This window comes from Streptomyces sp. NPDC051133, assembly GCF_040682635.1.
Taxonomy (GTDB): domain Bacteria; phylum Actinomycetota; class Actinomycetes; order Streptomycetales; family Streptomycetaceae; genus Streptomyces.
In genome coordinates, this window is sequence record NZ_JBFBBK010000055.1 from 33,492 (window position 1) to 56,361 (window position 22,870).

Consider the following 22,870-nt stretch of genomic DNA (forward strand, 5'->3'; position numbering starts at 1 on the left):
GGCGTCCTTGATGCGTTGCGTAACAGGGTCATGGTGGGCGTGGATCGGCGGCGGGCCGGGGAGTGCGAGGCGGCCGCGGTGACAGCGGGGTCGGATGGGCACCGCGGCCGCCTACCCGCGCGGACAGGCGCGCGGGAGCCTCTCTTCGGCGGAGGGCGTCAGCCCTTCGTGCCGCCGGCGGTGAGGCCGGTGACGAGGTTCTTCTGCACGAGGTAGAAGAACACCGACACGGGTATCGCGATCAGCACCGCGGTGGCGGCCATGTAGTTCCACTGTGCGTCGTGCTCGCTGACGAAGGTCTGCAGACCGACGGCGAAGGTGTACTTCGAGTCGTCCAGCATGAAGGTCGTCGCGAAGGCGACCTCGCCGACGGCGGTGATGAAGTTGTAGAAGGCGGCCACGGCCAGGCCCGGGCGGGCCAGCGGCAGGATCAGCCGGAAGAAGGTGCCGAAGGGGCTGAGCCCGTCGACCCGTCCGGCCTCGTCGATCTCGAAGGGGATGGTGTCGAAGTACCCCTTGAGCAGCCAGGCGCTGTACGGCACGGCCGTGGTGCAGTTGATGACGATCAGCGACCAGTAGGTGTCGATGAGATCCAGCTGGCTGAAGATCTCGTACATCGGCACGATCAGGATGGCGATCGGGAAGGCCTGGGTGAGCAGCAGGACCCACATCAGCTGCTTGTAGCCGGGGAAGCGCATGCGGGAGACCGCGTAACCGGTGGTGGCGGCGACGAAGACCCCGATCAGCGTGGTGCCGCCGGCCACGATCATCGTCGACTTGAACCAGTCGAAGAAGGCCGTGTGCTGCAGCACGAAGCTGTAGTTCGAGAAGGTGGCCTTGCCCAGGATCTTGCCCGGGTGCAGGTAGTCGTCCTTCTCGGGGCCGAGCGAGAGGAAGACCAGCCAGGCCACCGGGGCGAGCGCGATGAGGCTCGCGACGGTGAGGCCGCCGTGCAGGAGGGCGGCGCCGAGCGGGCCGCGCTCGCCGCGCCGGCGGGTCCGGCGCGCGGGCCGCGCGAGGGGGGCGGGCCCGGCCTCGGTCTTTTCGAGGGTCGTGGTGCTCATGGCGGCGGCTCCTGCGGCGTCAGACGGCGAGCTGGTCATTGCGCTTCAGCCAGCGGAAGTAGAAGGAGGTGAAGACGGTGAGGACCGACAGCAGCAGCACGCCGTACGCGGCGGACTGCGCGAAGTCCCGCGGCTGCTGTCCGAAGCCCAGGAAGTAGGCCCAGGTGACGAGGATCTGCGCGTCGGGGGCGCCGGTCGGGCCGAACAGCAGGAAGATGATGGCGAACTGGTTGAAGGTCCAGATGATGCCGAGCAGGACGACGGTGGAGCTGACCGAGCGCAGCCCCGGCAGCGTGACGTGCCGGAACCGCTGCCAGGCGCTGGCGCCGTCCATCTCGGCCGCCTCGTAGAGCGAGGAGTCGATGGACTGCAGTCCGCCGAGCAGCGAGAGCATCATGAACGGCACACCGCACCAGGTGTTGACCATGATCGCGGCGAACCGCTGCCAGAAGGTGTCCTCCAGCCACTGCGGCTGCGGCAGGTGCACCGCGTGCAGGACCTGGTTCAGCACACCGGAGTCGGCGAGCATGATCCGCCAGGAGAAGACCGTGACGAAGGTGGGCACGGCCCAGGGCACGACCAGCAGGAGCCGGTAGAAGGTGCGCCCGCGCAGCTTCTCGTTGAGCATGAGCGCGAGGCCCAGGCCGAAGACGTAGTGCAGGACCACACAGCCGGCCGTCCAGACCACGGTCCACAGGAAGTGCGACCAGAACCGGTCGTACGACAGCGGGCCGAACAGGATGTCCTTGTAGTTGCCGAACCCGATGAACTTGTAGGCGGCCGGGATGTGGTTGACGCCGATCGTGCGCGCCGAGTTGAGGCTGTTGGCGTCGGTGAAGGTCAGGTAGACACCGCGGACCAGCGGGTAGCCCACGATGACGGCGAGGACGACGACCACCGGGGCGATCATCGCGTAGGCGTACCAGTACCTCTGGTAGCCGTTCTTCAGGCGCTGCCCCAGCCCGGGCCTAGGCGCGCGGTCACCGCGGCGCTTGCCGGTCGCGCGGTCGATGGCGACTGTCATGGTTCGACACCTTCGAAGAGATCAGGAGTTGGGCTGGGCACAGGGCGGTGGCCGCCGGATCCTTCCCCCCTCTTGTACAGGGACTTCGCGTACAGGGAGGATCCGACGGCCACGCGGGCTCACTTGCTGAAGTCGGGCACCAGCTTGGCGATGGCCACCTCGGCGTTGCTCAGGCCCTTGTCCAGCGACTCCTTGCCGCCGGCGATCTTGGGCAGCTCGGTGTCGAGCGGACCCCACAGCGAGCTGTACTCGGGCAGGGCCGGGCGGGGCTGGGCGGCGTTCAGGACGCCCTGGTAGCCGGCGATGCCCGGGTCGGCCTTGACCTTGTCGGTGTAGGCGTCGGAGCGGGTGGGCAGGGTGGAGTTCTTCAGGGCGATGGCCTCCTGGGAGGACGCCGAGGTCATGAACTTGACGAACTTCAGCGCCGCGTCCTGGTGGGCCTTGTCGGAGCCGGCGTAGACCGAGAGGTTGTGGCCGCCGGTCGGGGCGCCCGCCTTGCCGGTGGAGCCGGCCGGGACGGTGGCGATGCCGAGGTTCGACTTGTCCTTGAAGGCGCTGCCCTTGTAGAAGTTCGTGATCTCCCAGGGACCCTGGATGATCGAGGCGACCTTGCCGTTGACGAACGCGTCCTGGATGTGGGCGTAGGCGTCGGCGGTGGTGTCGGCCTTGTGCAGGCCCTGGCCGGAGAAGGTGCTCTGCCAGGTGCCGTAGGCCTTCTTGGCGGCGGCCGAGTCGACGGTGATCTTCTTGGCGCCGGCGTCGACGGTGTCGGTGCCCTCGCCGTAGAGGAAGGTCTGGGCGTAGTAGGCCTGGGTGGAGCCCCAGTAGCCGTACACCTTGTCCTTGCTGTCGATCTTGGCGGCGTCCGCCTTCAGCTCGTCCCAGGTCTTGGGGGCCTCGGTGATGCCGGCCTTCTTGAACAGGGCCTTGTTGTAGACGAGGGCGAGGGTGTCGGTGACCAGCGGCACGCCGTAGGTCTTGCCCTGGTACTGGGCCTGCTTGATCAGGTTCGGCTGGAACTTCGCCTGGTCGGCGAGGGCCTCGGTGCCGTCCAGCGGCAGGAAGTAGCCCTTCTTGGCGAAGGCCGGGGTCCAGCCGACCTCGGAGCGCAGGATGTCCGGGGCGCCCTTGGAGCCGGCGGCGGTGTCGAACTTGTTCTGCGCCTGGTCGAAGGGGACGTTGACGTACTTGACCTTGATGTTCTTGTTGGCAGCCTCGAACTGCTGGACCAGGGCCTTGTACGTCGGCGCCTCGTTCGTGGCGTTGGAGGTGTCCCACCAGGTCAGGGTGACCGGGCCGTCGGCCTTGCCGCTGTCGCTGTCGCTCCCGCCGCACGCCGTCGCCGTGAGGGCGAGGGACGCCACGAGCGCGGAGGCCGCTATGCCACGCCGCATGAGTTCTCCTTGAGGGTTAAGCCCGCTGTGCAGGGGCGGTCCCGTCCGCCGTCCCTGCGGTCTTGCCGACAGCGCCGTTGCGGCGGCCGGGCGACCAGGAACGTAACAGCGTTGTAAGCGTTGCGAAAGACCTTGCAGAAAAAAAGTGCAAGGGAACACGATGGTTACCTCGCCGTTACCGCTCAACGGACGGACGAGGCGTGTGCAAGACTCTGCAAGTTCTTGCCGTCACCATTTCGAGGGAGCCCGATGAGGCAGCAACCCAGGGCGGGCCGTCCGGCCGCTCGTGCACGGCGTCCCATCGGTGTGCAAGGCGACATACGACCGGTACAGTCCAGTGCCGTGACCACACGGCTTGCGGACATCGCTGCGCAGGCGGGGGTGAGCGAAGCGACCGTCAGCCGGGTCCTCAACGGGAAGCCGGGCGTCGCCGCCACCACCCGCCAGTCCGTGCTCGCCGCGCTGGACGTGCTCGGCTACGAGCGCCCGGTACGGCTGCGGCAGCGCAGCGAGGGCCTGGTGGGCCTGATCACGCCGGAGCTGGAGAACCCGATATTCCCGGCTCTTGCCCAGGTCATCGGCCAGGCGCTGACCCGCCAGGGCTACACGCCGGTGCTCGCCACGCAGACGCCGGGCGGGTCGACCGAGGACGAGCTGACCGAGATGCTGGTGGACCGGGGGGTCGCCGGGATCATCTATGTCTCCGGGCTGCACGCGGACACCACCGCCGACATGCAGCGCTACGAGCGGCTGCGGGCGCAGGGCGTGCCGTTCGTGCTGGTGGACGGGTTCTCGCCGAAGGTGCAGGCGCCGTTCATCTCCCCCGACGACCGGGCCGCGACGACGCTCGCGGTGACGCACCTGGTGTCGCTGGGCCACACCCGGATCGGGCTGGCGCTCGGGCCGAAGCGGTTCGTGCCGGTCCAGCGCAAGATCGAGGGCTTCGTGCGGGCGATGCAGGACCAGCTGGGACTGAGCGCCGAGACCGTCGAGACCGAGCTGGTCCAGCACTCGCTGTACACGCTGGAGGGCGGTCAGGCGGCGGCTACGGCGCTGATCGACCGGGACTGCACGGCCGTGGTGTGCGCCAGCGACATGATGGCCCTGGGGGCGATACGGGCGGCCCGGCAGCGCGGTCTGGAAGTGCCCCGGGACGTCTCGGTGGTCGGCTTCGACGACTCGCCGCTGATCGCCTTCACCGACCCGCCGCTGACCACGGTCCGCAAGCCGGTGCCGGCCATGGGGCAGGCCGCGGTGCGCACGCTGCTGGAGGAGATCGGCGGGACGCCCGCGCCGCACAGCGAGTTCGTGTTCATGCCGGAGCTGGTGGTGCGGGGATCGACCGCTTCGGCACCGAATGTCCTCCGTACGTCGTAGCGGGTGCGTCCCGGACCCAACCTTGGGATGATCGGTCGAGCAAGCCTTTTCTGGCAGACTGCGTGCCTATGAGTGACTCGACCGTGACAGATCCGGAAGGTCGCGAGAAGGTGGCCGTTCCGAAGGCCGTCACGGGCGGGCACAGAAGGGGGCTGGCGGCCGGGCTGCGCCGCCCGCGCCGGCCCCGGCTCTGGTTCGAGATCCTTCTGATCGCGGTGAGTTACTGGACGTACTCACTGATCCGCAACGCCGTCCCGGAGCAGAAGGGCAAGGCGCTGCGCAACGCGGACTGGATCTGGACCGTCGAGCACCGGCTGGGCATCGCCGTCGAACAGTCGGTCAACCACGCGGTGAACTCGGCGAATTGGCTGATCATCGGGATGAACTACTACTACGCCACGCTGCACTTCATCATCACGATCGGCGTTCTGGTGTGGCTCTACCGGTGGCATCCCGGCCGCTACGCGGCGGCCCGGCTGGTGCTGTTCGCCACCACGGGTGTGGCCCTGCTCGGTTACTATCTGTTTCCGCTCGCACCGCCTCGGTTGATGCGAGGGGGCCACTTCGTGGACACCGTGACGGTGCACCACACCTGGGGCTCGATGGCCTCCGGCGATCTGAAGCACATGTCGAACCAGTACGCGGCGATGCCGTCGATGCACATCGGCTGGTCGCTGTGGTGCGGCCTGACGGTCTTCGCGCTGGCGTCGGTGCCGTGGGTGCGGGTGCTCGGTCTGCTCTATCCGGCGACGACCCTCCTGGTGATCGTTGCCACCGCCAACCACTTCTGGCTGGACGCCGCGGGCGGCATGCTCTGCCTGGGCTTCGGCTTCTCGCTGGCCCGGTTCTGGTACGGCGCGCTGCCGCACGCGCTGCCGCGGCCGGCGCCGGCGCGGCCGGCCGCGCCGGCTCACGCCCCGTCGCCGTAGAACAGCTCCTCCACCACCGTGCGCGCCCGGCGGGTGGTCCGGCGGTACGCGTCCAGCATGTCCCCGGCGTGCCCGGAGCCGTAGCCGAGGTAGCGGCCGACGGCGGCCAGCTCGCGGGGCTCGGTCGGGAAGGTGTCCCCGGCCCGCCCGCGGACCAGCATGACCGCGTTGCGCACCCGGGTCGCGAGCACCCAGGCCTCGTCCAGGGTCTCGGTGTCCTCCGGCGTCAGCAGGCCCGCCTCGCGGGCGGCGGCCAGGGCCTCGCGGGTCCGGGTGGTGCGCAGGCCGGGGTGGTGCCGGCCGTGGCGCAGCTGGAGCAGCTGGACCGTCCACTCCACGTCGGACAGGCCGCCGGGCCCGAGCTTGGTGTGCAGGCGGGGGTCGGCGCCGCGCGGGAGCCGCTCGGACTCCATGCGGGCCTTCAGCCTGCGGATCTCGCGGACGGCGTCCTCGGTGAGGCCCTTGTGCGGGTAGCGCAGGGGGTCGACGAGGTCGACGAAGCGGCGCGCGAGGTCCTCGTCCCCGGCGACCGGCTCCGCCCGCAGCAGCGCCTGTGACTCCCACACCAGGGACCAGCGCCGGTAGTAGGCCTCGTACGACTTCAGGGTGCGCACCAGGGGGCCCGACTTGCCCTCCGGGCGCAGGTCGGCGTCGATCAGCAGGGGCGGGTCCGCGCTGGGCCGCTGCAGCAGGCGGCGCATCTCGGCGACGACCTTGTTGGCGGCCGCGGCGGCCTCGTGCTCGTCCACGCCGTCCTGCGGTTCGTGTACGAAGAGGACGTCCGCGTCTGAGCCGTAGCCCAGTTCGTGGCCGCCGAACCGGCCCATCCCTATGATCGCGAACCGGGTCGGCAGGGTGTCGCCCCAGCCGTCCCGCACCACCGCGCGCAGGGTGCCGGCGAGGGTGGCGGCGGTCAGGTCCGAGACGGCCGCGCCGACCTGGTCCACCAGCGCGCCCTGGTCGGCCTCGGCCGCGCCGGTCTCGGTGCCGTAGGAGCCGACGATGTCGGCGGCGGCGGTGCGGAACAGCTCGCGGCGGCGCACGCCACGGGCCGCGGTGACGCCCTGCTCGGCGTTCTCGGCGCGGCCCACGGCGGCCAGGATCTCCTGTTCGAGGGGTGCGCGCTCGCGTGGCCCCAGGCCGCCGCCGTCGCCGTCGCCCAGCAGCGCGACCGCCTCGGGGGCGCGCATGAGGAGGTCAGGGGCGAGGCGGCCCGCCGACAGGACGCGGGCCAGGTTCTCGGCCGCCGCGCCCTCGTCCCGGAGCAGCCTGAGGTACCAGGGGGTCTTGCCGAGCGCGTCGGAGACCTTGCGGAAGTTCAGCAGGCCCGCGTCCGGGTCCGCGGAGTCGGCGAACCAGCCGAGCAGGACGGGCAGCAGGGTGCGCTGGATCGCCGCCTTGCGGGTCACGCCGGACGCGAGGGCCTCCAGGTGGCGCAGGGCGGACGCCGGGTCGGCGTAGCCGAGGGCGACCAGGCGCTCGCGGGCCGCCTCGGCGCTGAGGCGGGTCTCGCCGGGGGCGAGCTGCGCGACGGCGTCGAGCAGCGGGCGGTAGAAGATCTTCTCGTGCAGCCTGCGGACGACGCCGGTGTGCCGTTTCCACTCGCGCTGCAGCGTGGTCTCCGGGTCCGTGCGCAGGCCGAGGGAGCGGCCCAGGCGGCGCAGGTCCGCCTCCGCCTCGGGGACGAGGTGGGTGCGGCGCAGCCGGTAGAGCTGGATGCGGTGCTCCATGGAGCGCAGGAAGCGGTACGCCTCGTCCAGGCGGGCGGCGTCCTCACGGCCCACGTAGCCGCCGGCGGCCAGGGCCTGCAAAGCCTTCAGGGTGGTGCCGCTGCGCAGGGTCCGGTCGGCGCGTCCGTGCACCAACTGCATGAGCTGGACGGCGAATTCGACGTCGCGCAGACCGCCGGGGCCGAGTTTCAGCTCTCTGTCGATCTCGGACGCGGGGATGTTCTCGACGACGCGGCGGCGCATCTTCTGGACGTCGGCGACGAAGTTCTCGCGCTCGGCCGCCTTCCAGACCATGGGTTCGAGCGCGTCGACGTACGCCTGGCCGAGGGCCGCGTCGCCGGCCACCGGGCGGGCCTTGAGAAGGGCCTGGAACTCCCAGGTCTTCGCCCAGCGCTGGTAGTAGGCGAGGTGGGAGGAGAGGGTGCGGACCAGGGGGCCGTTGCGGCCCTCGGGGCGGAGGTTGGCGTCCACCGGCCAGATGGAGCCCTCGACCGTGGTCTCGGAGCAGATCCGCATGAGGTGCGAGGCGAGTCGGGACGCGGCGGCGAGGGCCTTGGGCTCGGTGGTGCCCTCGGCCGCCTCCGCCACGAAGATCACGTCCACGTCCGAGACGTAGTTCAGCTCGTGGCCCCCGCACTTGCCCATCCCGATCACGGCGAGGCGGCAGGCCGCCGCGTCGTCGGGGGCGGCGTCCCGCGCCAGGGCGAGGGCCGCGCGGAGCGTGGCCGTGGCGAGGTCGGCCAGCTCGGCGGCGGTGTCGGCGACGCCCGTCGTGCCGCAGACGTCGCGGGCGGCGATGGACAGCAGACAGCGGCGGTAGGCCACACGGAGGGAGACGGGGTCGGTGGCCTCGGCCAGGCCCCGCTCGAACTCCTCCACCCCGGGGTGCAGGTCCCGGGGCTCGTAGGTGACCAGGGCCTGCCAGTCGCTGGGGTGGCGGGCGAGGTGGTCGGCGAGGGCGGAGGAGGCGCCGAGGACACCGAGGAGCCGGTCACGGAGGGGCTTGGCCGCGATGAGGGTGTCCAGCAGCTCGCGGTGGGCGGTGGCGGCGGGCTGGGCCTCCAGGAGGCGGACCAGGCCGTGCAGGGCGAGATCGGGGTCGGCGGTGGCGCCGAGGGCCTCCAGGAGGACGGGGTCGTCGCGGACGGGCGCCAGCTCGGGGCCGTCCAGGAGGCGTTCGGCGGCGGAGGGGTCCGTGAAGCCGTGCCGCAGCAGACGGGTGAAGGTGCTGCTTCTGCGGCCCGGCGTCATCCGTGGTCTCCCCTCGGATCAAGGTTGTCCTGGCCAGAGCCTATCCGCAGTGGCGCCACGGGGACCGCCACAGGCACCGGGCACGCCCCCGCACCGGCCGCCGCAGGCGCACCGGCCCGCTTCCGCCGTGGGTGGCCGTGGTCGCGGCACCGTCGCTGTCAGCAGGTTCTGCATCGTCTGTGCCGCCCGGGGCGCCGCGTCGCCGCAGCAGGTGTTGAACAGGACGTGGACCTCGTCCGTGGCCGCCGCCAGGGCGTGGATGCGCGGGAGCCATTCGGTCAGTTCCGCGGGGGTGTACGGGTGACGGAAGCGGTCCTCCTTGCTGCCCGTGCCCCAGTGCGGGCTGCGGCCGTGGAAGCGGATCAGCGACAGGTGAGGGGTGGTCACGGGGGTGACGGGCGGCAGCGAGGACGGCAGGCCCTGCGGGGTGTCCACCGCTACGGCGGTGGCGGCCAGGTCGGTGAGGAAGGCGGTCGTGCGGGGGGCCTGGCCGGGGTGCCACCAGGCGGGGTCGCGGAACTCCACGGCGAACGGCCAGTCGCGGGCGCGTTCCCGGGCCGTGCGGACGAAGGCCTCGGCGGCGGGGCCGGGGGCGAGGGACGGCGGGAACTGGAAGAGGAGGGTGCCGAGGCGGCCGGAGCTGCGCAGGGGGGTGAGGGCGCGGGCGTAGCGGGTCCAGATCTCCTGGCGCAGGGTGTCGTCGCGGGGGTGTGCGCGCAGGTCCGGCGGGAGCGCGGCGGGGCGGGTGGGGTGGCCGGTGAGGAGGGAGAAGGCCTTGATGTCGAAGCGGAAGCCGGCCGGGGTGCGTCGGGCCCAGAGGTCGACGGTGCGCTCGCCGGGCAGGGCGTAGTACGGGGAGTCGGCCTCCACCAGGGGGAAGCGGGTCGCGTAGTGGCGCAGGCGGGCCTCGGGGGTGCGGTGGCCGGGCGGGTACCAGTCGCCCCGGTCGGTCCAGCCGCAGGTGCCCACCAGAATCTCTGCCATGGGGGCGCAAGTACCCGTCGTTCATCGGGTCTTCACCCGCGAGGTTGACCGTCGTGGGCCGCGGGAATGTTGGCGTGTGCATGCTCTGTCCGCACCGCCAGCCCCGTCCCGCCCCCACTCGGAGGTTGATGTGTCCGGCAGTTCCGTGTTCCGTCGTGCCCGTACCGTCGTGGCGTCCACGACGGCGTTCGCCGCCGCCGCGGTCGGGCTGTGGACCGGGCTCGGCAGTGAGTCCGCGCACGCCGCGGGCGCCGTGCCGAGCCCGGACCACGTGGTCGTCGTGGTCTTCGAGAACCATGCCTACAGCCAGGTCATCGGCTCCTCCAGCGCGCCCTACATCAACTCCCTGAAGTCGGGGGGCGCCAACCTGAGCCAGTCGTACGCCGAGACCCACCCGAGCCAGCCGAACTACTACGCGATGTTCTCGGGCTCCACCCAGGGCATCACGGACGACAGCTGTGTGACGCCGGGCTTCTCCTCGGCCGCGAACCTGGCGTCCGAGGTCATCGCCGCCGGCCGCAGCTGGGCCAGCTACAACGAGTCGCTGCCCAGCCAGGGTTCGACGACCTGCAGCAGCGGCAAGTACGCGCAGAAGCACAACCCGTGGTTCGGCTTCGGCAACGTGCCCACCTCCAGCGCGAAGACCTTCGCGCAGTTCCCCACGGACTACTCGACGCTGCCTCAGATGTCGTACGTGGTCCCCAACCTGTGCAGCGACATGCACGACTGCTCGGTGTCCACCGGTGACACCTGGCTGAAGAACAACCTGGGGGCGTACGCCACCTGGGCCAAGACCCACAACAGCCTGCTCGTCGTCACCTTCGACGAGGACAACCGGCTGAGCGGCAACCGGATCCCGACCGTGCTCTACGGACAGCCCGTGACCGCCGGGTCCAGCTCGTCGACCACGTACAACCACTACGACCTGCTGCGCACCCTGGAGGACACCCAGGGCCTGAGCACCCACGCGGGCAACGCGGCCTCCGCGCACGACATCACCGGCGTCTGGGCGTCCTGACGTGTACGTAGCGGACAGCCGCGCGAGTACGCGGGCGTCCGCGGACGGTGCCGTCCGGCCAGTGGCCGGGCGGCGCCGTGCCGCGATCGCCCCGACCGTGCTCGCGCTGGGAACGGTCAGCCTGGTGACGGACGTGTCCTCCGAGATGGTCACGGCCGTGCTGCCGTTGTACCTGGTCACCGGGCTCGGACTGTCCCCGCTGGGCTTCGGGCTGCTGGACGGCGTCTACAACGGTTTCTCGGCGCTCGTCCGGCTGGTCGGCGGGCACTTCGCCGACCGGGGCGGCGGCCGGCACAAGTGGGTCGCCGGGTTCGGGTACGCGGTCTCGGCCGTGTGCAAGCCGCTGCTGCTGGTGGCGCACTCGCTGACGCCGATCGGTCTCGTGCTCGCCGCCGACCGGACCGGCAAGGGGCTCAGGACGGCTCCCCGGGACGCGTTGATCTCCCTGTCGAGCACTCCGGAGAACCGTGGCCGGGCCTTCGGGGTGCACCGGGCGATGGACACGGCCGGGGCCCTGCTCGGGCCGCTGGCGGCGTTCCTGATCCTGCGGGCCACGGTGGACGGCTACGACGCCGTGTTCACCGTGAGCTTCTGTGTGGCCGTGCTGGGCGTCCTGGTGCTGGTGCTGTTCGTGCCGGGAGGCAGGGCCGGCGCGGTACCGGCCGAGCGGCCGAGCCTGCGCGGTGCGGTCGGCCTGCTGCGGGGCCGCGCGCTGCGCCGGGTCAGTGTGTGCGCCCTGCTGCTGGGGCTGGCGACGGTGAGCGATTCGTTCGTGTACCTGCTGCTCCAGCGGCGCCTCGGGGTGCCCGACCGGTGGTTCGCGCTGCTGCCGCTCGGCACCGCCGCCGCGTTCCTGCTGCTGGCGGTGCCGCTCGGCCGGCTCGCGGACCGGACGGGGCGGTGGACGGTCTTCCTGGGCGGGCACGCGGCGCTGCTGCTGGCGTACGCGCTGCTGCTCACCTCCTGGCACGGGACCGGGCTGCCGTTCGTCGTGCTCGCCCTGCACGGCGCCTTCTACGCGGCCACCGACGGAGTGCTGATGGCCGCCGCCTCGGAGGGGGTGCCGGAGGCGCTGCGCTCGTCGGGGCTGGCCCTCGTGCAGACCGGGCAGGCGCTGGCCCGGTTCGCCTGCTCGCTGCTGTTCGGTGCGGCCTGGACCGTGTGGGGCGACCGGGAGGCGCTCGCCGGGGCGACGGTGGCGCTGGCCGCGTGCGCCGCGTTCTCCCTGACCCTGCGCCCGAAGGGGACGGTGCCCGCATGACCGTACGCTCCCGCGTCCTGATCCTGGTCGCGGCGGTCGCCGTGCTGGCGGCGGTCGGGCTGGCGTCCGTGCTGCACGCCTCGGCGCGGGCCGCCCGCCGTGACCACACGCAGGCGGGCGGCCCCGAGGTCACGGCGGGCACGGTGACCCTGGCCGGGCACGGGCGCATGGTGTTCCGGAACATGGCCTGGGGCCCGCACCGGGACGAGCTGACGGCCGTACCGGCAGACGACCCGTCCGGTCCGCGTACCGCCTCCGGTGTGAAGTGCCTGCGGTTCTACGCCGCCTCGGGCACCGGGGTGTGCCTGCAGGCCGTGCACGGCCCGGTCTCGGACACCTACCGCGCGCTGGTCCTGGACACGCGCCTGCACACCCTGCACCGCTACGGCGTCCCCGGCATCCCCTCCCGCGCGCGGGTCTCCCCCACCGGGCACTTCGCCGCCTGGACGGCGTTCGTGGGCGGTGACTCGTACGCCGGGACGGACTTCTCCACGCGCGCGGCGATCGTGGACACCCGCAGCGGTGCGCTGATCCCGTCCCTGGAGGTTTTCCGGATCGTCAAGGACGGGCGTCCGTACCGGGCGGCGGACGTGAACTTCTGGGGCGTGACGTTCGCGGCGGACGACCGCACGTTCTACGCCACCATGGCGACGAAGGGCCGCACGTATCTGATCCGGGGCGACCTGCGGGCCCGTACGGTCACCACCGTCCACGAGAACGTCGAGTGCCCCTCGCTGTCCCCCGACGGCACGCGGATCGCCTACAAGAAACGGGTCGCGGGGCTGCCCAAGGACGCTCCCTGGCATCTGTACGTGCTCGACCTGCGGACGCGGCGGGAGACCGCGCTCGCCGAGTCGCGCAGCGTGGACGACCAAGTGGTCTGGCGGGACGCCCGCACACTCGTGTACGCGCTGCCGGGCGACTACGGCGCCGACCTCTACCAGGTCCCGGCCGACGGCTCGGGCCGGGCCCGGCGGATCAGCACGGCCGCGGTGTCGCCGGCGTACCTCGGGTAGCGGGCCCGCTCAGCCCGACGCGTCCGCTCAGCCCGACGCGTCCGCTCAGCCCGACGCGTCCGCTCAGCCCGGCGCGTCCGCCCTGGCCGGCACGCACCGCCAGGCCAGGGCCGCCGCGGTCAGGTAGGCGAGGGCGCCGATCGCCATGCCGGTGCGCAGTCCGGTGCCGTAGTCGGCGCCGGTGGCCAGCAGGCTGCCGCCGAGTGCCACGCCGGTGGCGCTGCCGATCTGGCGGGTGGTGTTGAACAGGGCGGAGGCGGCACCCGCGTACGCCGGGGGCGCGGCGCCCATCACGGTGGCGGTCGAGCCGGTGAGGGCGAACGACGTACCGAACCCGGTGGCCATCATCGGGGCCACCAGCAGCGGATAGGCGGGATCGGCGCCCGCCGCGGCCCAGCCGGCCAGCCCGAGGGCGCCGAGGAGCATCCCGCAGACCACCAGCGGACGGTCACCGGTGCGGCGGGACAGCCGTCCGGACAGGACGGAGGCGAACATGGTCATCGCCACCGCCGGGAACAGGGCCAGCCCGGTCCTGAGGGCGCTGAAGCCCCGCTGGTGCTGGAAGTACAGGCTGGCGGTGAACACCATGCCGTAGAAGGCGAAGTTGAAGAGCAGACCGACGGCCGCCGCGCCGCTCATCGCGCGTGAGCGCAGCAGCCGCAGCGGGAGGGCGGGGGCCCGGGCGAGCCGCTCGCGGACCAGGAACGCCACCACGGCCAGCGCGGCCAGGCCCAGCCCGGCGAGCACGGCGGGATCGGTCCAGCCCCGCCGTCCGGCCTCGTTCAGCGCGCCGGTCAGCAGGGCCGCCGCCGTGACCACGGCGACTTGCGCCGGCGCGTCCAGGGCCCGGTCCGCGTGGCGCGGCGAGGGCGCGACGTACCGCGACGTCAGCAGCAGGCAGACCGCGCCGACGGGCAGATTGATGAGGAAGACCCAGCGCCAGCCCACCGTCGACACCAGCAGCCCGCCCAGCAGCGGCCCGGCCGAGGCCGCGATGCCCGCCATCGACCCCCACAGCCCGAAGGCGCGCGAGCGTGCCGCGGGCGCCGGGTAGGCCTCCCGCAGCAGGGCGAGGGAGCCGGGGACGATCAGTGCCGCGCCGAGCCCCTCCACCAGCCGGGCCGCGAGGAGGAAGCCGGCGGTCGGCGCGAAGGCGCAGGCGGCCGAGGCCGCCGTGAACACCGCGACGCCGGCGCAGAAGACGCGCCGGTTGCCCAGCCGGTCGCCGAGCGCCCCGCCGGTCATCAGGAACCCGGCGAAGACCAGCGTGTACCCGTCCGTGATCCACTGGATGCCGGTGAGCGAGGCCGACAGGTCCCGGCCCACGGCGGGCACGGCGACATTGATGATCGTGACGTCCAGGATGACCATGAAGTACCCGGCGCACACGGCCGGCAGCGGTGCCGTACGCCGCCGGCGCCGCTCTGTCCGCCCGTCCGGGACCGAGGCATGCATACCCCGTCCTACCGCACCCTCGCGCCGCGCGGCCGTACGGCACGGCCGACCGACCGCCTCCGGATCGGTGAAACATAGGCTGGCTCGCAGAGGCACTCATGGACTCGCCCCTCGGTGAGGTGGCGGTCGGAGCCCGGGGTCGGGAGGCGGTGTGGATCACCGGCGTCACGGTCGCAGCCTGCCGGAACTCGACGATCGCGCCGGCAGCGGCACTGAGCTGCGGGACGAGATCGACCAGCTCCGCGAGGCCGTCTGGTCGCATGCCGTGATCGACCAGGCCGTGGGCATCGTGATGGCGCTGGGAGGACTGACACCGGAGCAGGGCTTCGCCGTCCTGAAGGACGTGTCCCACCAGACCGACATCGCCCTGTGCACGCTCGCCGAGGCCGTCGTGGACTGGGCACCGAGCGGCGAACTGCCCTACGGCATCCGCGTCTGCCTGGCCGGCGAGCTGAACAAGGCGAGAGCGACCCCCGGGACACAGCAGCCGCCCGCCGCCGCGGCCGTATGAGACGCACGTGTCCTTCCCCCGAGGCCTGTGACAACGGGATGCCCGGCGGCCCACCGGCTGTGGGCGGCCGGGAAGGGAAGTCCGGCCGCCCACGCTCCTTCGGACGCACCAAGGCCCTGTGGGCCCCGTGCGACCTGTCCGGTCGGATCAGCCGTTGCCGCAGGTGCTGGCGAAGGCGGGGTTGAGCAGGGCGATGACGTCGACGCTGTCGCCGCACGCGTTGACCGGGACGTGGAGCGGGATCTGGATCGTGTTGCCGGAGAGCACCCCGGGGGAACCGCTTGAGGAGCCCTGGGCGCCGGCGTCAGCGGCAGCGAGGCCCCCTCCGCTCAGGACGACGGCACAGGCAGCGGCGGCAACCGCAAGCATCTTCTTCATAGCGATCATGACTCGCTTTCTTTGCGTGCGAACAGGCGAGGGTTCGTCTCGGGCGGCTCCCGGAGCGCCGTCCCGGCGAGAGGAGCCCAGCCCGCCCGGACGACTTCCCCTCGCGACAGGCCGCCGCTCGCTCGGACACGGAGGTTCACCCGGCTGCTCGGCACCGCCGCCCGCCAACCGGAGCAGCGCCCGGCCGCGCACTCGCGCCGGGGCCCAGACGCCGTGTGGCCGACCGCTGCAAGCGGCCGGCCACACGGGATGGGTGGAGCTTCGTACCTGTCCGACCTGCGACTACAGCACAGGAAGGTTCTTGCGCAGCTCGAACGCGGTGACCTCGGAGCGGTACTCCTCCCACTCGCTCTTCTTGTTGCGCAGGAAGAAGTCGAAGACGTGTTCGCCGAGGGTCTCGGCGACCAGGTCGCTGCTCTCCATGAGGGTCAGGGCCTCGCCGAGGTTCTGCGGGAGGGGCTCGATGCCCATCGCGCGGCGCTCGGCGTTGGACAGCGCCCAGACGTCGTCCTCGGCGCCCGGCGGGAGTTCGTACCCCTCCTCGATGCCCTTCAGGCCGGCGGCCAGCAGGAGGGCGTAGGCCAGGTACGGGTTGGCGCCCGAGTCCAGGGAGCGGACCTCCACGCGCGCGGAGCCGGTCTTGCCGGGCTTGTACATCGGGACGCGGACCAGGGCGCTGCGGTTGTTGTGGCCCCAGCAGATGTACGACGGGGCCTCGCCGCCCGCGCCCGCCGTGCGCTCGGAGCCGCCCCAGATGCGCTTGTAGGAGTTCACCCACTGGTTGGTGACCGCCGAGATCTCCGCCGCGTGCTTCAGCAGGCCCGCGATGAAGGAGCGGCCGACCTTGGAGAGCTGGTACTCCGCGCCCGACTCGTAGAACGCGTTGCGGTCGCCCTCGAAGAGCGAGAGGTGCGTGTGCATGCCGGAGCCCGGGTGCTCGGAGAAAGGCTTCGGCATGAAGGTGGCGTGCACCCCCTGCTCCAGCGCGACCTGCTTCATGACCAGGCGGAACGTCATGATGTTGTCGGCCGTCGAGAGGGCGTCGGCGTAGCGCAGGTCGATCTCCTGCTGGCCGGGGGCGCCCTCGTGGTGGGAGAACTCCACCGAGATGCCCATCGACTCCAGCATCGTGATCGCCTGGCGGCGGAAGTCCATGCCGACGTTGGTCGGGGTGTGGTCGAAGTAGCCCGAGTTGTCGGCCGGGACGGGGCGGGTGCCGTCGAGGGGGCGGTCCTTCAGCAGGAAGAACTCGATCTCGGGGTGGGTGTAGAAGGTGAAGCCCAGGTCGGAGGTGCGGGCGAGGGCGCGCTTGAGGACGTAGCGCGGGTCGGCGAAGGACGGGGAGCCGTCCGGCATGAGGATGTCGCAGAACATGCGGGCGGTGCCGGGGGTCTCCGCGCGCCACGGCAGGACCTGGAAGGTGGAGGGGTCCGGCTTGGCGATCATGTCGGACTCGTAGACGCGGGCGAATCCCTCGATGGCGGAGCCGTCGAATCCGATGCCCTCGTCGAAGGCCTGCTCCAGCTCGGCGGGGGCCACGGCGACGGACTTGAGGAAGCCCAGCACGTCCGTGAACCACAGCCGTACGAACCGGATGTCGCGCTCCTCCAAGGTCCGGAGCACGAACTCCTGCTGCTTGTCCATCTTCCGCTTCCCCATCCTTGCTGGTCAGGCCGCCTGTCCCCGGTCCCTCAGGAAGTGGTCGGGCACCTGAGCATCCCACCACAACACCATTTCATGCGCGTTGCGGACCTTGATCGCCCGAGCGTCCTCGGCCTGAACGCCTCTCGTACGGCAGGTGTACTGCTCTGTCGCCCATCTTGCCTGCTCGGACCGACATCCGTAATGGCCGGTCCGGTACCCGGCGTGAGGGACGCCACGCCCATTTAATTTGCATCTCAGATGCAAGTTTTCCTACCGTTTCGATCAGTCGAGTTGCAAGGAGTCCCGATGCTGTCCGAGCGGTCCGCAGCCACCGTCCGCGCCACCCTCCCCGCCGTCGGTGCGGCCATCGGCGAGATCACCGAGCGGTTCTACGCCCAGCTCTTCGCCGCCCACCCCGAGCTGCTGCGGAACCTGTTCAACCGCGGCAACCAGGCCTCCGGCGCCCAGAAGCAGGCGCTGGCCGGTTCCATCGCCGCCTTCGCCACGCACCTGCTGGAGCACCCGGAGCAGCGGCCGGACGCGATGCTGGGCCGGATCGCCCACAAGCACGCCTCGCTGGGCGTCGCGCCCGAGCAGTACGACGTCGTCCACGAGCACCTCTTCGCCGCCATCGTCGAGGTCCTCGGCGAGGCCGTCACGCCCGAGGTCGCCGCCGCCTGGGACGAGGTCTACTGGCTGATGGCCCACGCGCTCATCGCCATCGAGAAGCGCCTGTACGAGGAGAGCGGCAGCCGCGAGCCGCGCGCCTGGGAGGTCGTCGGCCGGGTCGAGGAGACCGCGGACGTCGTCACCTTCCGGGTGCGGCCCGCGGACGGCGGCCCGGTGCGCGACTTCCGCGCGGGTCAGTACGTCTCCGTGGGCGTCGAGCTGGCCGACGGCGCCCGGCAGATCCGGCAGTACAGCCTGTCCGGGGCGCAGGGCGAGTCGGTGCGCCAGTTCAGCGTCAAGCGGGTGCACGGCGGTGCGGCGCCCGACGGCGAGGTCTCCGACCACCTCCACGCGCACGTGCGCGAGGGCGACGTCCTGCAGCTGTCGGAGCCGTACGGCGACCTGGTCCTGGACGACATCGCCGGCCGGCCCGTGCTGCTCGCCTCCGCGGGCATCGGCGTGACCCCGATGGTGGCGATGCTGGCCGCGCTCGCGGGCGACGGCCACGGCGCTCCGGTCACCGTGGTGCACGGCGACCGCTCCCCCGCCGACCACGCCCTGCGCGCCGACCACGCGGCGTACGCGGAGAAGCTGCCGGAGTCGTCCGTGCACTTCTTCTACGAGCGCGACGCCGGGCCCGGCGCCCGCAGCGGCCTGGTCGACCTGACCGGCATCGCCGTACCGGCCGGCACGCGCGCGTACCTGTGCGGCCCGCTGCCCTTCATGCGCGCCGTGCGCGCCCAGCTGATCGAGAAGGGCGTGGCCCCGGCCGACATCCACTACGAGGTCTTCGGCCCGGACCTGTGGCTGGCCCAGGGCTGAGCAGGCCACCGGGGACGTACAGGGCCGCCCGTCGCGCACCGAGCGACGGGCGGCCGTCGTCCGTCTCCGAGGCGGCCCCCCGGAGCGGCATGCACCTCGAAGACCCGGAACGGGCCCCGAAGACGCGCGACGGCGTCAATCGGCCTGCGGGCCGCGGGAGATGCCCAGCAGCAGCGGGCCGGTCGGGTCGGCGACGATGTCGGAGACCGTGATCGGGTCGAGCGTGGCGTAGAACGCCTCCTGGGCCCGGCGCAGGGCGCCGCGCAGGCGGCAGCCGGTGTTCAGCGGACAGGGGGTCGGGCCCTCGCAGTCGACCACGTCGCCGTCGCCCTCGAATGTGCGCACCACCGACCCGACCGACGCGGCACGGCCCCGCTCGGTGAGGGCCAGGCCACCGCCCCGCCCGCGGCGGGCGTCGACCAGGCCGAGGTGCTGCAGTTCGGCGACGACCTTCGCGGCATGCGTGTAGGCCACGTCCATGTCCTCCGCGACCCGCCGGGTCGTGGGGTTCGCGGACCCGGTCACGGCGAGCCGCATGAGGATCCGCAGGGCGAGGTCGGTGGAGCGCAGAAGCCGCATACCACGAGCCTAGATAATCGGCATCCTGGGTTCAAATTATCGGCGGTCCTACGGAAGGCAACCGCATCCCCACTAGGATCGGCGCGCCCCACCCTTCACCGTTGTCGGCCCTTTTCCCCAGAAGGACACCTCATGGGCTCCGTCAGGAACAGCAGCACCGCGTCGCGCTCGGCACGCGTCGAGGAGATGCGGCGCGCCGAGCGCGCCCGCGAGCGCCGCAACCGCGTGCTCACCATCGCCGCCAGCGTCGTGGTGGTCGCCGGTCTCGTCGTCGGCGGTGTTGTCCTCGTGCACTCCCAGTCCGGCAAGAAGGACTCGACGGCGAGCGCCAAGAGCGGCGGTGGCGACAACAAGGGCTCCGGTGACTCCGGGCACTGGGTCACCGGCAAGGACGGGGTGCGGACCTGGAGCGGGAAGCTGACGCGGACGCACGTGGCGACCAAGGTGTCGTACCCGATGCATCCGCCGGTCGGCGGCAACCACAACCCCGTCTGGCTGGACTGCAACGGCGACGTCTACACCCAGCCGGTGCAGGACGAGAACGCCGTGCACGCGCTGGAGCACGGCGCGGTCTGGGTGACGTACACCGCCAAGGCGAGCAAGGCCGACGTGGACGCGCTCGCGGCGAAGGTCAAGCAGACGCCGTACTCGCTGATGAGCCCGTACGAGAACCAGGCCGCCCCGCTGATCCTGTCGGCCTGGGGTCACCAGGTGGCGGTGAAGAGCGCGAGCGATCCCGAGGTGAACAAGTTCTTCACCACCTACGTCCAGGGCGCACAGACGCCCGAGCCGGGCGCCTCCTGCACCGGCGGGGTCATGAAGTGAGGCGGCGGTACATCGGCTGGATCGCGGGGCCCGCGGCGGCGGCGCTCGTCGCGGCCGGCGCGATCACGTACGCGGTCGCCGAGGACTCCGGCACGGCGCCGGAGCCGAGGGTGCCGGCCGCGGAGTCGGCGGACGCCGGCTTCGCGCGGGACATGGCCGTGCACCACCAGCAGGCCGTCGAGATGTCGTACATCATCCGGGACCGCACGAAGAACGAGGAAGTGCGGCGGCTCGCCTACGACATCGCGCAGACGCAGGCCAACCAGCGCGGCATGCTGCTGGGCTGGCTGGACCTGTGGGGGCTGCCGAAGGTGTCGGCGAAGCCGCCGATGGCCTGGATGGGCATGGGTGACATGCCCGAGCGCGGGGACGGCTCGCTGATGCCGGGGATGGCGACGAACACGGAGCTGAACAAGCTCCGGACGCTCAACGGCAAGCAGGCCGAGGTGCTCTACCTCCAGCTGATGACGGACCATCACAAGGGCGGCATCCACATGGCCGAGGGCTGTGCCGCCAAGTGCACCGTGGGCGTGGAGAAGAGGCTCGCGCGGGGCATGGTCGACGCGCAGCAGTCGGAGCTCCAGGTGATGGCGGGCATGCTCAAGGAGCGGGGAGCGGCGCCGCGTCCATGAACAGCCGCCCGATCGTTCCGTTACCCAACCGTGAGGCACGAAAGGCGCAATTCGCCCCACATGACGGGCACTTGAGCTTCTCTTGACCTTTACCTTCCCCTGGCATGAACGGTTCATCGCAAGAGTGACCCCATCGTGTGATCCATTCGCCGGCCGAACCGCCGCGGGCCGGCGCGCGGACGCATGACGTACCAGCCACTACATGCATGCGAACCGCATCGCAGGGGGTTCTATGAGATCCAACCGCGCCAAGCTGCGCGCTGTGAGCATGGCAGCGACACTGCCCATGATCGCCGGCGCGCTGGCGCTGGGCATACCCGCGGCACATGCTGCGGACAGCCCCGCACGAGACGCACTGAAGGGCACCAAGCCGCTCTGGGCCACGGCCAAGGCGGACAAGGGCGCGACCTCGAACGGCGCCCAGATGAACGCCCGGGTCTACCTGGCCGGCAAGGACGCGGCGGGCCTCGCCGCCTACGCCAAGGCCGTGTCCGACCCCAGCTCGCCGCTGTACGGCAAGTATCTGAGCGCCAAGAAGGCGCAGGCCCGCTTCGGGGCCACCAAGGCCCAGGTGGCCGCCGTCAAGACCTGGCTGAAGTCGGCCGGTCTGCGGGTCACCGAGGTCACCACGCACTACGTCGCCGTCTCCGGTGACGTCGCCGCCGCCGAGAAGGCGTTCGGCACCCAGCTGCACAACTTCGCCAAGGGCTCGAAGACCTACCGCGCCCCGGCGCAGACGGCCTCCGTCCCGGCCGGCCTGAAAGGCGCCGTCCTGACCGTCACCGGTCTGGACAACGCCCCGCACAAGGCCAACCACGACGACCAGCTGCCGCCGCCGGACGCCGTGTTCAAGAACGCCGGGCCGTTTTCCTCGTACTACGGCTCGAACACCGCGAGCACCCTGCCCGACGCGTACGGCCACAAGATCCCGTACGCGATCAAGGGGTACACCGGCAAGCAGCTGCGCGCCGCCTACGGCGCGGGCTCCTACACCGGCAAGGGCGTCCGGATCGCCATCACCGACGCCTACGCGTCGCCGACGATCGCCTACGACGCGGGCACGTACGCGGTGAAGCACGGTGACGCGGCCTGGAAGACCGGCCAGCTGCACCAGTCGCTGCCGAAGAACTACACCAAGACCGAGGAGTGCGGCGCGGCCGGCTGGTACGGCGAGGAGACCCTCGACGTCCAGGCCGTGCACGCCGTCGCCCCGGACGCCGACGTCACGTACGTCGGTGCGGCCTCCTGCTACGACGACGACCTGCTCGACTCGCTCAGCAAGGTCGTCGACAGCCACCTGGCCGACATCGTCTCCAACTCCTGGGGCGACATCGAGGCCAACCAGACCCCGGACCTCGCGGCCGCCTACGACCAGGTGTTCCAGCTGGGCGCGGTGCAGGGCATCGGCTTCTACTTCTCCTCCGGTGACAACGGCGACGAGGTCGCCCACACCAAGGTGAAGCAGGTCGACACCCCGGCCAACTCCGCCTGGGTGACCGCGGTCGGCGGTACGTCGCTGGCGGTCGGCAAGGGTGACTCGTACGAGTGGGAGACCGGCTGGGGCACCGAGAAGGCCTCGCTGTCGGCCGACGGCAAGAGCTGGACCAACTTCCCCGGCGCCTTCACCTCGGGCGCGGGCGGCGGCACCAGCAAGACGGTCGCCCAGCCGTACTACCAGAAGGGCATCGTCCCCGACGCGCTCGCCAAGGCCAACAACGCCGCCGGCAACCGCGTCGTCCCGGACATCTCGGCGATCGCCGACCCGAACACCGGCTTCCTGGTGGGCCAGACCCAGACCTTCCCCGACGGCTCGGAGAAGTACAGCGAGTACCGCATCGGCGGCACCTCGCTGGCCGCTCCGGTCATCGCGGCGGTCCAGGCCCTGGCGCAGGAGGCGCAGGGCGGCAAGGCGCTCGGTTTCGCCAACCCGGCCATCTACGCCAAGTACGGCAAGAAGGGCGTCTTCCACGACGTCACGGACAACCCGACGGGCTCCGGCCTGGCGGTCGCCCGCGTGGACTTCGCCAACGGCCTCGACGCCTCCGGCGGCCTGCTGACCTCGGTCCGCAGCCTCGGCAAGGACAGCTCGCTGTCCGCGGTGAAGGGCTACGACGACGTGACGGGTGTCGGCTCGCCGGCGGACGGCTACGTGGCGTCGTACGCGAAGAAGCACTGACGCTCCGCTGAAGATCGGGGGCGGGGGGGGGGGGGGCCCCCCCCCCCACCACCCCCACGTTCCCAAAAAAAACCCGCCCCCCCAAGCCCACCCCCCCCCCCCCCCCCCACCCCCCCCCCCCA

Annotated in this window: 19 protein-coding genes; 10 read left to right on the forward strand and 9 right to left on the reverse strand. The window is 71.5% G+C overall.

Annotated elements, in window-relative coordinates:
* Positions 1-158 precede the first annotated feature (158 nt).
* From AB0N17_RS37305 to AB0N17_RS37315, 3 genes are all read right to left on the reverse strand, one after another.
* Positions 159-1,064: an ABC transporter permease subunit gene (locus tag AB0N17_RS37305; protein ID WP_366016093.1), complete on the reverse strand. Its 906-nt coding sequence runs from the start codon at positions 1,062-1,064 to the stop codon at positions 159-161.
* Between the two features lie 19 nt (positions 1,065-1,083).
* A complete protein-coding gene (locus tag AB0N17_RS37310) occupies positions 1,084-2,088 on the reverse strand; it encodes a sugar ABC transporter permease (protein WP_366016094.1) in 1,005 nt (334 codons plus the stop codon).
* Positions 2,089-2,207: 119 nt separating this feature from the next.
* Entirely contained in the window at positions 2,208-3,482 is a 1,275-nt protein-coding gene (locus AB0N17_RS37315) for an extracellular solute-binding protein (RefSeq protein ID WP_366016095.1), read from the reverse strand.
* Positions 3,483-3,824: 342 nt separating this feature from the next.
* On the opposite strand from AB0N17_RS37315, the gene AB0N17_RS37320 reads away from it, so the two are divergent.
* Positions 3,825-4,859, forward strand: a complete 1,035-nt coding sequence (locus tag AB0N17_RS37320; protein WP_366016096.1) for a LacI family DNA-binding transcriptional regulator — start codon at positions 3,825-3,827, stop codon at positions 4,857-4,859.
* A 68-nt stretch (positions 4,860-4,927) separates the two neighbouring features.
* A complete protein-coding gene (locus AB0N17_RS37325; protein ID WP_366016097.1) occupies positions 4,928-5,788 on the forward strand; it encodes a phosphatase PAP2 family protein in 861 nt (286 codons plus the stop codon).
* On the opposite strand, the gene AB0N17_RS37330 is transcribed toward AB0N17_RS37325, so the two are convergent.
* Positions 5,770-8,769 carry a bifunctional [glutamine synthetase] adenylyltransferase/[glutamine synthetase]-adenylyl-L-tyrosine phosphorylase gene (locus AB0N17_RS37330; protein ID WP_366016098.1) on the reverse strand — a complete coding sequence of 1,000 codons (3,000 nt, stop codon included), beginning with the start codon at positions 8,767-8,769 and terminating at the stop codon, positions 5,770-5,772. The genes AB0N17_RS37325 and AB0N17_RS37330 overlap by 19 nt on opposite strands.
* Before the next feature lie 18 nt (positions 8,770-8,787).
* Positions 8,788-9,753, reverse strand: a complete 966-nt coding sequence (locus AB0N17_RS37335; RefSeq protein ID WP_366016099.1) for a DUF72 domain-containing protein — start codon at positions 9,751-9,753, stop codon at positions 8,788-8,790.
* A gap of 130 nt (positions 9,754-9,883) precedes the next feature.
* On the opposite strand from AB0N17_RS37335, the gene AB0N17_RS37340 reads away from it, so the two are divergent.
* Genes AB0N17_RS37340 through AB0N17_RS37350 form a run of 3 tightly spaced genes read left to right on the forward strand, consistent with a single transcriptional unit; the run spans position 9,884 to position 13,048 of the window.
* Entirely contained in the window at positions 9,884-10,771 is an 888-nt protein-coding gene (locus AB0N17_RS37340) for an alkaline phosphatase family protein (RefSeq protein ID WP_366016100.1), read from the forward strand.
* Position 10,772: 1 nt separating this feature from the next.
* Positions 10,773-12,032, forward strand: coding sequence for an MFS transporter (locus tag AB0N17_RS37345; protein WP_366016101.1), 1,260 nt, complete (start codon positions 10,773-10,775; stop codon positions 12,030-12,032).
* Entirely contained in the window at positions 12,029-13,048 is a 1,020-nt protein-coding gene (locus AB0N17_RS37350; protein ID WP_366016102.1) for a TolB-like translocation protein, read from the forward strand. Before AB0N17_RS37345 ends, AB0N17_RS37350 begins: the two co-directional genes overlap by 4 nt.
* Positions 13,049-13,111: 63 nt before the next feature.
* Here AB0N17_RS37350 and AB0N17_RS37355 read toward each other — a convergent pair whose 3' ends face one another.
* The gene (locus tag AB0N17_RS37355; protein WP_366016103.1) at positions 13,112-14,503 is read right to left on the reverse strand and encodes an MFS transporter; all 1,392 of its coding nucleotides are present in this window, start codon (positions 14,501-14,503) and stop codon (positions 13,112-13,114) included.
* A gap of 151 nt (positions 14,504-14,654) precedes the next feature.
* Between AB0N17_RS37355 and AB0N17_RS37360 the strand changes: the two genes are divergently transcribed.
* Positions 14,655-15,014 carry an ANTAR domain-containing protein gene (locus AB0N17_RS37360; protein ID WP_366016104.1) on the forward strand — a complete coding sequence of 120 codons (360 nt, stop codon included), beginning with the start codon at positions 14,655-14,657 and terminating at the stop codon, positions 15,012-15,014.
* A gap of 147 nt (positions 15,015-15,161) precedes the next feature.
* Here AB0N17_RS37360 and AB0N17_RS37365 read toward each other — a convergent pair whose 3' ends face one another.
* Positions 15,162-15,401 (reverse strand): chaplin, encoded by a 240-nt coding sequence (locus AB0N17_RS37365; RefSeq protein ID WP_366016105.1) that lies wholly within the window; start codon positions 15,399-15,401, stop codon positions 15,162-15,164.
* Positions 15,402-15,683: 282 nt separating this feature from the next.
* On the reverse strand, positions 15,684-17,045 hold the full coding sequence (locus AB0N17_RS37370) for a glutamine synthetase family protein (protein WP_366016106.1): 1,362 nt from the start codon (positions 17,043-17,045) through the stop codon (positions 15,684-15,686).
* Between the two features lie 306 nt (positions 17,046-17,351).
* On the opposite strand from AB0N17_RS37370, the gene AB0N17_RS37375 reads away from it, so the two are divergent.
* Positions 17,352-18,536: a globin domain-containing protein gene (locus AB0N17_RS37375; RefSeq protein WP_366016107.1), complete on the forward strand. Its 1,185-nt coding sequence runs from the start codon at positions 17,352-17,354 to the stop codon at positions 18,534-18,536.
* A 135-nt stretch (positions 18,537-18,671) separates the two neighbouring features.
* On the opposite strand, the gene AB0N17_RS37380 is transcribed toward AB0N17_RS37375, so the two are convergent.
* On the reverse strand, positions 18,672-19,115 hold the full coding sequence (locus AB0N17_RS37380) for an Rrf2 family transcriptional regulator (protein ID WP_366016108.1): 444 nt from the start codon (positions 19,113-19,115) through the stop codon (positions 18,672-18,674).
* Positions 19,116-19,247: 132 nt separating this feature from the next.
* On the opposite strand from AB0N17_RS37380, the gene AB0N17_RS37385 reads away from it, so the two are divergent.
* The 3 genes from AB0N17_RS37385 to AB0N17_RS37395 all read left to right on the forward strand — a co-directional run bounded on the left by AB0N17_RS37385 (position 19,248) and on the right by AB0N17_RS37395 (position 22,748).
* On the forward strand, positions 19,248-19,940 hold the full coding sequence (locus tag AB0N17_RS37385) for a DUF3105 domain-containing protein (RefSeq protein ID WP_366016110.1): 693 nt from the start codon (positions 19,248-19,250) through the stop codon (positions 19,938-19,940).
* Positions 19,937-20,572 (forward strand): DUF305 domain-containing protein, encoded by a 636-nt coding sequence (locus AB0N17_RS37390; protein ID WP_366016112.1) that lies wholly within the window; start codon positions 19,937-19,939, stop codon positions 20,570-20,572. The genes AB0N17_RS37385 and AB0N17_RS37390 overlap by 4 nt, the downstream gene beginning before the upstream one ends.
* 232 nt (positions 20,573-20,804) lie before the next feature.
* Positions 20,805-22,748, forward strand: coding sequence for a S53 family peptidase (locus AB0N17_RS37395; protein WP_366016113.1), 1,944 nt, complete (start codon positions 20,805-20,807; stop codon positions 22,746-22,748).
* Positions 22,749-22,870: the final 122 nt, after the last annotated feature.

Excerpts from the sequence above, each read along its gene's own strand:
- AB0N17_RS37370 (WP_366016106.1), bottom strand. The coding sequence starts at position 17,045 with ATGGACAAGCAGCAGGAGTTCGTGCTCCGGACCTTGGAGGAGCGCGAC.
- AB0N17_RS37325 (WP_366016097.1), top strand. The coding sequence starts at position 4,928 with ATGAGTGACTCGACCGTGACAGATCCGGAAGGTCGCGAGAAGGTGGCC.
- AB0N17_RS37355 (WP_366016103.1), bottom strand. The coding sequence starts at position 14,503 with ATGCATGCCTCGGTCCCGGACGGGCGGACAGAGCGGCGCCGGCGGCGT.
- AB0N17_RS37330 (WP_366016098.1), bottom strand. The coding sequence starts at position 8,769 with ATGACGCCGGGCCGCAGAAGCAGCACCTTCACCCGTCTGCTGCGGCAC.
- AB0N17_RS37305 (WP_366016093.1), bottom strand. The coding sequence starts at position 1,064 with ATGAGCACCACGACCCTCGAAAAGACCGAGGCCGGGCCCGCCCCCCTC.
- AB0N17_RS37380 (WP_366016108.1), bottom strand. The coding sequence starts at position 19,115 with ATGCGGCTTCTGCGCTCCACCGACCTCGCCCTGCGGATCCTCATGCGG.
- AB0N17_RS37335 (WP_366016099.1), bottom strand. The coding sequence starts at position 9,753 with ATGGCAGAGATTCTGGTGGGCACCTGCGGCTGGACCGACCGGGGCGAC.
- AB0N17_RS37385 (WP_366016110.1), top strand. The coding sequence starts at position 19,248 with ATGGGCTCCGTCAGGAACAGCAGCACCGCGTCGCGCTCGGCACGCGTC.
- AB0N17_RS37365 (WP_366016105.1), bottom strand. The coding sequence starts at position 15,401 with ATGATCGCTATGAAGAAGATGCTTGCGGTTGCCGCCGCTGCCTGTGCC.
- AB0N17_RS37315 (WP_366016095.1), bottom strand. The coding sequence starts at position 3,482 with ATGCGGCGTGGCATAGCGGCCTCCGCGCTCGTGGCGTCCCTCGCCCTC.
- AB0N17_RS37375 (WP_366016107.1), top strand. The coding sequence starts at position 17,352 with ATGCTGTCCGAGCGGTCCGCAGCCACCGTCCGCGCCACCCTCCCCGCC.
- AB0N17_RS37310 (WP_366016094.1), bottom strand. The coding sequence starts at position 2,088 with ATGACAGTCGCCATCGACCGCGCGACCGGCAAGCGCCGCGGTGACCGC.
- AB0N17_RS37350 (WP_366016102.1), top strand. The coding sequence starts at position 12,029 with ATGACCGTACGCTCCCGCGTCCTGATCCTGGTCGCGGCGGTCGCCGTG.
- AB0N17_RS37395 (WP_366016113.1), top strand. The coding sequence starts at position 20,805 with ATGAGATCCAACCGCGCCAAGCTGCGCGCTGTGAGCATGGCAGCGACA.